This is a genomic window from Actinotignum sp. usb-actsch-213, assembly GCF_059085665.1.
In genome coordinates this window covers 1-11029 of the sequence record NZ_JBHNSQ010000082.1, presented here as the reverse complement: position 1 = coordinate 11029, position 11029 = coordinate 1, and the positions used below count along the sequence as shown (strand labels likewise).

General features: G+C 62.9%; 6 protein-coding genes. 2 read left to right on the top strand and 4 right to left on the bottom strand.

Annotation, left to right across the window (positions count from 1 at the left end; genetic code table 11):
• The 4 genes from AC5RK6_RS08740 to AC5RK6_RS08725 all read right to left on the bottom strand — a co-directional run.
• The coding region (locus tag AC5RK6_RS08740) for a Rib/alpha-like domain-containing protein (RefSeq protein ID WP_493926445.1) at positions 1–2435 on the bottom strand (2435 nt) is incomplete at its 3' end.
• A 678-nt stretch (positions 2436–3113) separates the two neighbouring features.
• Positions 3114–4136, bottom strand: coding sequence for a class 1b ribonucleoside-diphosphate reductase subunit beta (gene nrdF / locus AC5RK6_RS08735; RefSeq protein ID WP_435730999.1), 1023 nt, complete (start codon positions 4134–4136; stop codon positions 3114–3116).
• A 220-nt stretch (positions 4137–4356) separates the two neighbouring features.
• Entirely contained in the window at positions 4357–4911 is a 555-nt protein-coding gene (locus AC5RK6_RS08730) for an NADPH-dependent FMN reductase (protein ID WP_394533041.1), read from the bottom strand.
• 93 nt (positions 4912–5004) lie between these two features.
• Positions 5005–6852 carry a choice-of-anchor M domain-containing protein gene (locus AC5RK6_RS08725; protein ID WP_394533040.1) on the bottom strand — a complete coding sequence of 616 codons (1848 nt, stop codon included), beginning with the start codon at positions 6850–6852 and terminating at the stop codon, positions 5005–5007.
• Between the two features lie 124 nt (positions 6853–6976).
• Here AC5RK6_RS08725 and AC5RK6_RS08720 point away from each other — a divergent pair, with 124 nt between their 5' ends.
• Together AC5RK6_RS08720 and AC5RK6_RS08715 are read left to right on the top strand one after the other, a co-directional pair.
• Complete coding sequence (locus AC5RK6_RS08720) at positions 6977–10066, top strand: choice-of-anchor M domain-containing protein (RefSeq protein ID WP_394533039.1); 3090 nt, start codon at positions 6977–6979, stop codon at positions 10064–10066.
• A 132-nt stretch (positions 10067–10198) separates the two neighbouring features.
• Complete coding sequence (locus tag AC5RK6_RS08715) at positions 10199–11011, top strand: carboxymuconolactone decarboxylase family protein (RefSeq protein ID WP_320758257.1); 813 nt, start codon at positions 10199–10201, stop codon at positions 11009–11011.
• The last annotated feature ends 18 nt before the right edge of the window (positions 11012–11029 follow it).

The window sequence follows — 11029 nt, the reverse complement described above, 5'->3', positions numbered from 1 at the left end:
TTGTTCCACGCCGGGCAACCATTATTGGAAGCCGGTCCGGCGATAGTGGGGCACTGGTCCGCGGCGTCGTTCACACCGTCATTATCGGTATCCACCGGGGCCGGGGTGGTGACAGTAACCGGAACCTTGACGGTATCGGTGCTGCCATCCGGGTAGGTGACAACAACAGGAACCTCATAGGGGCCAGCAGCGGTACCCGCGGCCGGGGTCACCGTAATGGCGCCGGTTTCGGGATTGACCGTGGCGGTAATCGGGGAGTTGTCACCGAGCTTGAAGGTGGTCTTCTTGCCCTTTTCGGTCGGAGCGGGATCCGTTTCGACCTTCTTGGTAGCGACCTTATCGAAGGTGGGAGCCGGGACCTCAATGGTCTGCCCCGCCTCGACGGTGTTGTCCTGCTTGTAATTCGGATCGTAGGTATCGGTGATTTGCGCCAACACCTTGACCGGAACCCAGGTCTTCAGCTTGAGCTTGTTCTTGGAGTTGAGCGGATCGGTCACGGTAGCAACCACCGGGATACGGTAATCACACGGAGCAACATCCGCGCCGGGATTGACGGTCACCAGACCGGTGGCCGGATCCACGCTCGCCCAGGACTTCGCACCTTCGCCCAGCTCGTAGGTAGCATCGGCGGGTAGCTGGTACTTGTTGTTACCAATCTGCGTAAAGCCCTTGGCTTCTCGCGTTGCGTAGGGAGCCTTGCTCTTTGCGCTCTGCGTCTTCTTCACCTGGACGGGGTCGTACTTCACCGGAAGTGCGCGCACGATGAACGAATCGGAAGAAACAGCGTTATCGGCAGCGTAAAGAGTTGCCGTGTAGATTTCGCCGTCCTTCGCGTTCTCCGGAACGGTGTAGAAAGCCTTCTTGGCATCGCTGAGCTTCTTCAGGTCGCCATTAGTTTGAACAACCTTGCCCTTGGAATCGGTCCACTCGATCCGGTTGGGAAGCGGGGAAAGCGCCTTGCCGGTGAGCTTGATTTCAGCGGTCTGACCCGGCAGCGCGTAGTTTTCCTGGGCATCGAAGTTCGTGATATCCAGTTCCACCTGCACACTGAGAACCAGCGCCAGGTTGACGTTGTACCAGTTATTGGTAATCAGGTTCACTGCGGCGGAGGTCTGCGGAGTCCACGAAGCATGCGAGTTGAACATATTGAATGTCTGGCGCATGAAGGAGGAGTAGTTCGGGACTACCCGTCCGTTCGGGTCCAGCACATACATGTAAATACGGTCCACGTCCGCACCGGCGTTCTTCGGCAGGCGGATCGTGTACATACCCTTTTCGTTCGTGGTGGCCGTGTAGGTGCCCTCGATGTACTCGGGGTGCTCGGTGAGCATGTCACGGACCTTGACCTCGCGGTCATTGACGGACGGGGTGGCATTACGCAGTTCCTGCAGCGCGGCCTTGCCCGCGGGGGTCAGCTGCGAGAGCACCACCGTGTAGCCGGGGGCTACCACGTCGCCGGAGGAGTTGAAATTCGGACCGGTTGCGGAGTTGGCAAGATCGCCCGCTCCGGATTCGAACCATACCTTGCCGGATACGGAGTCCCGGGTGGAAAGGGTTACGGCCGGATCGGGCAGCGCGCCCTTATCGTCGTGAATCCATTCGTTCTTGGGGCGGGTGAGGTAATCGTTCGGATCGGTGTACATGAACACCGCGGTACGCTGCATATTGGTACCGATAAGCGGGAACTGGCCAAGATTATTAGCCGTCACGCTGTTGACGAAAGCCCCCGGGAAGAAACCGCCAGCCTGGCGCACCATGGTGACAGGGTTACCGGCCGGGTTGGTGAAATCATTGATCCACAGACGGTAATACTGGCCAGCAACAGCCTTGTAAAGATGCTGTTTTCCGGTGTTATCCACCCAGGGCGTACGCAGATCGAAAGCGTAGGCGCCGGGGCCGATCTGGCTGCCGTCGCTCTCGTCAATCGTCTTGACGGTGGTGGAGTAAATCGGGGAGGCTGCGCCGTCGGTGTCACGCCACTGGAGGTACACCTTGGTTCCATCCGGAACAGGGGTCGCGCCATTGGACGTGGTTGCCGGCGTGCCAACGCCACCGAAGAACGCGCGCCCAGAGAGCGTGTTCTTGGCGTTACTGGCATCTGTTGTGCTCTTAATCCAGCCGGTCTTGAAAGCATCGGCTTCGATAATGGCATCTTGCTTGAAAGGAATATCCGGTCGGTTAGCGCCAGGTTGGTTCGCGCCTGCTTCGACAGCGGTGTCACCGACATACGTCGGGCACTGTGCTGCGGGAGCAGTTGGCGCTGCACCGGAATTCCCTTGCGGTGCAGCGTAAGCGAATCCCGAAGCAAACGTCGTCATGAGCGCCGCGGCGGTGAGACCGGCCCACACTTTCGTGCGACGGCGATGCCCACCCTTGCGGGACACAGACGCGGAGATTCCGGGCGCCGACTGAGTCGACTCCGTGTGTTGGGACATTATTTCTCCATTAGTAGGGATATGGATCGTTAGGGTGAGATCGCTACGAGCGTGTGCATTGTGAGAGGGCAGCACTGGAGCACCCCCCCCCCCGCAATCCAGCTGACCCGGTCCGCTAAATCGCCTAAACAGTTTCCGAGCCTAACACAAGAAGCTGTATTCAATTATTCAGCACAAAAGGTTATATAAACCACGTAGCAACACGCACTTCCCTCACGGAGATAACTAACTTTTTATCACGCCGTTTCAGATTTGTTTACTAAGTATTAACTCGCGGCACGTTGCGGTTTTGAGCCGGGCCTCTCGCTGCACACATGCCTACCTCGCCGCTTTTCGACGGCGTGGCCGCGCGCCCACCTCGCCATAATGCCGCCCGCACCGGCGTGAATAATAATACTTTCCGGTAACAGCACGAGCCTTCAATCTCCACCCACACCACTCGGCCGGCACTAAAGTCCCGTACCACCGGTGCGAAAAAACGGGAGCGCGCGAAGCAATTCCCATCTCACACCGCGCCCCGCCACCTGCATACTTATGTGCCGCCGCGGCTCCTACGAGGGGCATCACCTCGGGAAATGTACCCAATCTCTCGTTTTTTCAGGGCGGCCACCCGCGCACAGCACATGCGCAGGCAACCGCCCCAATGATCACGCCAAGGGTCAGGACCTTTGGACTACTTTAGAAATCCCAATCGTCGTCGGTGGTATCTTCCGATTCTCCAATAATGTAGGAGGAGCCCGAGCCGGAGAAGAAATCGTGGTTTTCATCCGCGGCCGGGGAGAGTGCGGTGAGGATCTCCGGGCTCACCTGTGTTTCTTCACCGCTGAAGCGTGCCGGGTAGCCCAGGTTCATAAGCGCCTTATTGGCGTTGTAGCGAACGAAAATTGCGACGTCGTCCATCAGGCCCACAGGCTCGTAAAGTTCACCTGAATAGTCGAGTTCCATCTGGTAGAGCTTCTCGAGCAGCTCGAAAGTGAATTCTTCCATTTCCGCACGCCGCGCTTCGCTGCACTCTTCCAGGCCGCGCTGGTATTTGTAGCCGGAATAGTAGCCGTGCACCGCCTTATCGCGCAGGATAAGACGAATGAGATCCGCCGTATTCATGAGCTTGCCGCGGCAGGACAGGTAGAGGGGCAGGAAGAACCCGGCGTACAGCAGCAGGGAGGAAAGCAGCGTGGAGGAGACCTTGCGCTTGAGCGGGTCGTCACCCACGTAGTGTTCCAGCACCGCCTTGGCGCGCTGCTGGAGCAGGGGATTATCCACGGCCCAGGTATAAGCTTCCTCGATCTGGGTGCTCGAGGCCAGGGTGGAGAAAATCGAGGAATACGAACGCGCGTGCACCGCCTGCATGAAGGCGATATTGGCGTAGACGGCCTGCTCGTGTTCGGTGTGTGCGTCCTGAATCTGACTAATTTCACCAATACTTGCCTGCACGGTATCCAGCAGCGTCAAACCGGTGAACACCCGCATCACGAGGGTTTGCTCCACCTCGTTCATGCGCTGCCAGGAGGGCAGGTCATTGGAGAGCGGCACCTTTTCCGGCAACCAGAAATTCGCGGTGAGCCGGCGCCACACCTCCAAGTCCTTCTCCTCCGGGACGTAATTCCAGTTGATCGGCCGGAAGGGCCCCTCGGGGTGCTGGATGTACTGCGGCGGCATGAAAGAACGCAGGGTGTAATGCCGTCCATCGGGTGCGCTCATGACTTCTCCAATTTTCATCAAAACACTAGATATTGTGGTCACCTAAATTTCGACCACTAGATATAGTGTCGCATTGCGGGCACCTAGGACTTAAGGCTCGCCGTGGTGGTGTATGTCATAACGACGACGCCGCTCCTTTCCCGCGAGCACCCGAGCCGCGAAAAAGCACCCCCGAGCCGGCCGGAAACCAACTCGGGGGTGCATACGCGATTCGCGCGAGTTACTTCTTCTCGACGAGGGTCACGAAGCGGTCAATATAGCCGCGCACGAAGTCCGCGGTATCGGCCTTCAGCTTGCCGGACTCATCGAAGAGTTCCGGGGAGCGCCCCAGGAACACTTCGGGCTGCCCGGGCATGGGCATATCGAAGTAGGAGAGGGCCAGGCGCAGGTTCTTCTGCGAGCTATAGCCGCCCATCCGCCCCACCGAGTGGCTAATAATGCCAGCCGGCTTATTCTTCCAGGCCACATCGCTATTGGGCTTGGAGCCAATATCCACGGCATTCTTCAGGCAGGCAGGCACGGTGCGGTTATTTTCCGGCGTGACGAAGAGGATGCCATCGCTGGCCTTAATGGTTTCCCGGAAGCGGGTGTAGCTTTCGGGCAGGGGTACGTCCGTCACAGCTGCGTCGTCGTAATCGAAGTTGTAGAGCGGCAGGTGACCGATCTCCACAATCTCCACCTCGTAACCCTCGGGGAAATAGCCGGCCACTTCGCTCGCAATTTTGCGCGCGTAGGAGCCGCGCCGCAAACTACCCACCAGAATTGAAATCTTCATAAGTATCCCGCGCTTTTCACTCGTATCTTAACTGGGTGTGCCGCGCCCGGCCGCCGCCACAGGCGCCGAAGCGGACGCTGCCACCATCATAGGCTAGGCCCGCTTGCGGGTGTAGAGCACCACTCCGCCCACACAGAGCAGGGCCAGGGTGACCGAGAGCGGGTCGATAACCTCGGAGCCCGAATGGGCGAGGTTATTGCCGAGCTTCTTACCTTCGCGTTCCAGCTGGGCGATTTGCTCGGGCGATAGCTCGCAAGGCTGACCATCGACAGTGCGGCCTTCCCACACCGTTTCGGTACCACCGCCGCTGGAACCGAACCACTGCTGGCCCACCAGCTGCCCGAAAGTCCCCGATTCGAAAACGGCCATCTTGCCGGGGCCGGACACGCTGGTGACGCTCAGGGTGAGCTCGCCGGTGGTCGCTTCGCGGAAACTGGGGTGCTGGGTATTCGCACCCAGCCACGGCACTCCGGAGACCTGGCTCGAGGAAATCATGTAGATGCGCTCGCCGGCGCCGGCCACGAAATCAATACCGGCCGGGGCGGTGGTGGCCGCGGCCTCCCCCAAGCCAAAGCTCAGGGATGCCGGGTCAAGCCACTGTCCGGAATTATCGTCCTTGACGGCGGCGCGCAACTGCCCGCCATCCACCACGGCGCCCAGGTCATAGTGGCCGCTATTGGCGGTGCCACTTCCCCCGACGTTGAAAGTCAAGGTGGTGGTGGTTGATAGGCGGGTGCCGTCTTTCGCGGTGGCGTTCAAGGCCAGGCCCACCGTGTAGGTACCCGGCTGGGTGAAGACCCAATTGGGGTGCACGTGGGTATTGGCCGGGATCGTATGGGAGCCGCTGGCACCGCCGCTCGCGGCACGCTCCACCGGGGTGGGGATGCAGACCGGCGCGGCGGGCGCTTGGGGTGATTGGCCGGCCGGAGCTTGCGGTGCTTGACCTGCGGGAGCCTGCCCCGAGGGGGACTGGGGCGCTCGGCCCGAGGGTGCCTGCGTAGCGCCGCCGCTCGGCACCGGGGTGCCGGGCGCGCCATTGGCCCCGCCGTTCGCGCCGTTGGCCCCGCCGTTCGCGCCGTTGGCCCCATTCGCGCCACTTCCCCCATCGCCAGCTTCCGGCGCGGACCCGCCGCCCGGAGTAGATGAATCACCCGGTGTGCCAGCGGCGCCGTCGTTCCCACTATCGGAACCGCTACCGGAGCCACCGTTATCGTGACCCTGAGCGGCCGCAATCGCGGCGTCGCCCACCGCCCAGGTGTAGGTGCGTGCGGGCGAGGTGAGGGTACCGCCGGGGGTATCCACTTCGGCGCGCACCGTCATGCGGTAGGTGCCGGGCGCGGAAAAGAGCCAATTAGCGTGCTGGTGCGCGGGTTCCGGCTGGCCAATCACGCTGCCCGGCGCCATCTGGAAGCTCGGAGCTCCGGCGGCGGCGCGCAGAATCGGATTGAGGGTGGCGAAATTTGTTTCCCACAGGAAGATCTTGCCGGGGCCTTCGAGCTGCTCCACCACGAACCGCACCGCGGTACCGCCCAGCTGGCGCGCCGCCCCGGAATCCCAGCCGGGCCATACAATTCCGGCCTGCTGCACCTGGTCGAGCAGAAAGCCGGGCACACCCAGCTGCGGAACCGCTGTGGATTTGGTAGTAAAAGTTTTCTCCACCACGCCGACCACGGTTTCTTCAGGGGCGCGCTCCACCCCGGTGCCGGTGGCGTCCTCTTTGAGATTGAGGGAGATGCCGCCGTCTGCTCCGGCGGCGATATTGAAGAGGTCCATATGCCCGGAGGTGAGAACGGTGGACTGCCCGGCCCCGGCCCCCGCCCCCGCGGGCGCTGCCGGCGCCGGTGCGGCCTGGGCGGCAGGAAGGAATGCCCCCCACCCGGCCAGGAGCGCCGCCATGGCGCCCGCCAGCCCCGCCGCAGCACGCCGTGTGAGTGCTGTCATGACTTTCCTTTCCTTGCGGTACTTGCGTCACCTAGCCTATTTGATAACAATAATGATTATCAATAAGGGGTGATGCGGTTGTCGCTCACGCGGACTGCCGCACACCGAAACGGAAAGAGACAGAATGGCACGACGCCTCCTCGCGGCCCTGGCCGCCGCCGCACTCACCGCCGGAATAGCTCCGGCCGCAGCGGCCGCCCCGGATGACGGAAAAATTGTCACAACGACGGCGCATGTGGACGCCCCCAAAGTTTTTTGGGAAAACGGGACGTTCGTGCTGAAAAATGAAGCCTATGACGAGCTGTATCCGCTGGAGAAGACCGTCAACTGGGTCGGGCGCGGATACGCGCGCAGCGGCTCGAATCAGGGCGGGCAGCAATATATTTTCCTACCCCCGGATAATGAAGCTTACGGGCATCTGCGCAAGGTGGCCGAACGCTGGTATTCCGCGCCGGGTATGCCCAGCGGTCCCTTCCCCATCTGGGCCGGTTTCGGTGCGGATGCCGCTATTCCCGTGGAGCAATTCCGCAACGGCACCTTTGCCCTCGAGCTGACCAAGTTCGACGGCCCGGGGCGCATGGAAGCCTTCATGACCAATATGGATCTTTACCTCCCGCTGTTCTCCAGTCACGAGAGGGGGCGGCGGGTCTCCTACCTGGTGCCCGGCAGCCACACCCATAACGAGACCGCTTTTACCAAGCCGGGGCGCTACACCCTGACCTACCGCGCCATCGCGCGCGGGGTGGATGGCAAGATTATTGCTTCGCAGGAGATTCCGTTTGTGTGGCAGGTGGGTGGTACCCGCCCGGCCAAGGATGCGGGCCCCGATCTGGCTACCGCGTTCAACGCCGCCCCCACCGGGGATACGTCCGGCTACCGTTTCTCCCTCGCCCCGTATGCGGGCCGCGAGCATGACGCGGATGACCAGCTCACCGAGCTGCGTTTCGATGCCGGTTCGGAAACGGTTGCGGGGAAGGTGCAGTTCTTCCTGGATGGTTACTTCCTGGCCGAGGTGCCGGTGGAGAAGGGGAAGGCGCGCTGGGCGGAGATGATCGGCTCGGGTGCTTCGAATTTCCAGGCGGTATTTATCCCGGCCGCGGGAGGTGGCACTCCTGCCGGGAATAGCGATACTCCTTCCACTACGCGCACCGCCGCAGCTAATACCGCAACTGGCGCGCGCTGGGTTTCAGCCCCGGTCTCCTACACCTTTGGCGATGCGGAGGCCGGCACCTCGGAGAGCGCCGCTCAGCTGCCCGAGCCCCATTCGCAGGATCCGGCGCCGGCCATGGCGGGCGGGGAGTATACGCCGTCGTCCTTCGACTACACGGTACGCACGGAAAAGACGGCTGCCGGAAACGTGACCACCTCGGTTGCTTTCACGGATCCGAAGGTGCGCGCGTACGTGCACGGCGGCTACTACGCGAAAGCGGAGGATAAGTACCCGGATTGCGAAGTGAATATGGTGACGGATTCGCGCGGCGTGGCCTCCGTGACCCAGGGCGATTCCTGGTGCGAGGGCTACCATCTCAAGCTCAGCATTGACCCGCATCCGGAAGTGAATATGAGCGCGGCCGCCGACGTGCGCTTCGGCACCATGGATTTGAGCGCCCCGCAAAGCTATTCCGGCCGGCTCGCCGCGGCTCCCGCGATTGGTACCGGCACGCAGCCGGCCCCCGGGCCGCAGCCTGAGCCGGCACCGAAGCCAGGGCCGGAGCCCGGCCCGAATCCTAGCCCCAATCCTGGCCCCAATCCTGCGCCGAATCCGCCCGTGCCGGCGCCCACGCCTTCTATTTCGCCTAGCGCTCCCGCACCAGCTCCCGCACCGAAGCCCGCCCCGTCGCGCACCATTTTGCGCCGCGGCCACGTGGACCTGCAGGCGGTGCCGGGCGAGGGTGGCCCGGGCGTCACCCTCAAGGACGATACCCTCGAGCACGCCACCACCTCGGTGCAGCGCGATGTGAGCACGGTGGCGCTGGCGGTGCCCGATTCGGCGAAGTCGCCGCGGGCGAAGGGCGCGGCTTTTGATTTCCTCGGTGCGGAGGGCGAGCGGCTCTACCAGCTGCCCCAGAACTGGGATCGTTCGCATATTTGGCCCGGGTGGTCCACGGAGAGCTACCGCAAACCCACGCGTTTCCACGTGGAGCCGGAGTCGATTCCGGCGGGCGCGCAGTATCACGCCTACGCGCTGAGCGGTTTCGGGAACGTGGATCGGCTCTTCGACGCCTCGCGCACCGCCCTTGACCTGCCCGATCCCACGCACCAGCACGCCGGTTGGGCCTTCACGCAGCCAGGCGTGTACGTGCTGCGGGTGTGGTACGACGACGCCGCAGCCGCGCCGGAAGTTTCCGGCGCGGGCGGGGCCAATCGGGCGGGCCGCCTGGTGTTCTTGGTCGGGGATGAGGCGATCGCCGGTTACGAGCAGGGCACCGTGAGCATCCCCGGCGATCCTGCCGCTCCCGAACCGGGCGGTGCGGATCAGCCCTCCGCGGATCCACATCCGGACGGGAAGCCCAATCCGGGTGGGAATCCCGGTGGTGCGCCGAATCCTGGCGGAAAGCCCGGAGGTAACCCTGGCGGCAACCCAGGCGGCACCGTCAATCCGGGTGGTGCGCCCACGCCGGGCACCACTCCCGCACCGCAACCTTCGGCCACACCCGAAACCCCGGAGGGAAATAGCACAGCAAAACCAAATCCACAGCCGGGTATACCCGGCATTGGAAATAATCCCGGGAATAAGCCGCTAACTCCGGGCGTGCCGCCCGCGCCTGCTCCGCTTCCGGAGAATCCCGGGGCGAAGGTGCTGCCACCGAGCGGCACCGCACCGCTCGGCCCCGGTGGCGGCGCCACCCTCACGGGTAACCGGGTGGTTGGCGCACCGCAGACCGGTGGCGGCGGGGCACCGCGCCCCATCTCCCCCGCACCCGCGAAGGCCGGTGGGCCGGCGGCCGGGAAAGCGGCTGCACCCTCCGCCACTCCGTCGGCGAGTGCCACGCCCGGTGCCGGCACACCCTCCGGCTCCGCCTTCGTTGGCATGCCGAATGGCGCAGCAGGCCAGGGCAACCAGGCGACCGCCGGTGCAAATGCGGATGCTTCAGTAAGTGGCTGGGATCGGAGCATTAAGCTGAGCACCCTGGCGAAGATCATGGGCGTGATCACTTTGTGTGCCCTGTGCCTGGGCGGCGGCGTCGCCCTGGAACGCCACCGGCGCAAGTAACGCACCTATGAACGGACCGGGCCACTAAGGCCCGCCCCTACACCCCGGCGCACCCGAGAACGGCTGCGCCGGGGTGTAGTCTGTTTTTGGCTGGGCAAAGGCGTCGGCCATACATGAAGGAGATGATCTCAGGTGAGTGAGAAGATTACCCAAACCGCGGGCCGTGACCAGCTGGGGAATTTCGCCCCGCTTTTTGCCGAGCTCAATGACGATGTTCTTTTTGGGCGGGTGTGGAATCAGCCCGCGCTGTCTCTCAAAACGAAGTGCGTGGTCACGGTGGTGGCGCTGATGGCCTCCGGGATCACGGATTCTTCGCTGCGGTATCACCTGGAGAACGCGAAGAATCACGGAGTGACCCGGGAGGAAATCGCCGCGATTATCACGCATGCGGCCATGTACGTGGGTTGGCCGAAGGCCTGGGCGGTTTTCAATCTGACGAAGGATGTGTGGAGTCTTGATGCCGAGATTACGGGTGCGGATGGTAGCGCTGGCTCCAATGCTGACACGGATGCACTGAGCGCCAAGGAACGCCACGCGCGCGAGTGCCTCTTCCCCATCGGTGCCCCCAATGACGGTTTTGCTCAGTATTTCATCGGGCAGAGCTACCTCGCGCCGGTCTCCACCAGCCAGGTTCCCATGTACAACGTGACGTTCGAGCCGGGCTGCCGCAATAACTGGCATATTCACCACGCCTCCAGCGGCGGCGGCCAGATTCTTATCTGCGTGGCCGGCCGCGGATTCCATCAGGCTTGGGGCCAGCCGGTGGAAGAAATGCTGCCCGGGGATGTGATCAACGTTCCGGCGGGCACCAAACACTGGCACGGGGCCGCGCCCGATAGCTGGTTCTCCCACCTCGCTGTGGAAGTTCCCGGGACGGATACCTCCAACGAGTGGCTTGAGCCGGTGAGCGATGCGGAGTATGCGCGGCTAACGCGGCACAACTAGCTCGCCCCTAGAACAGAA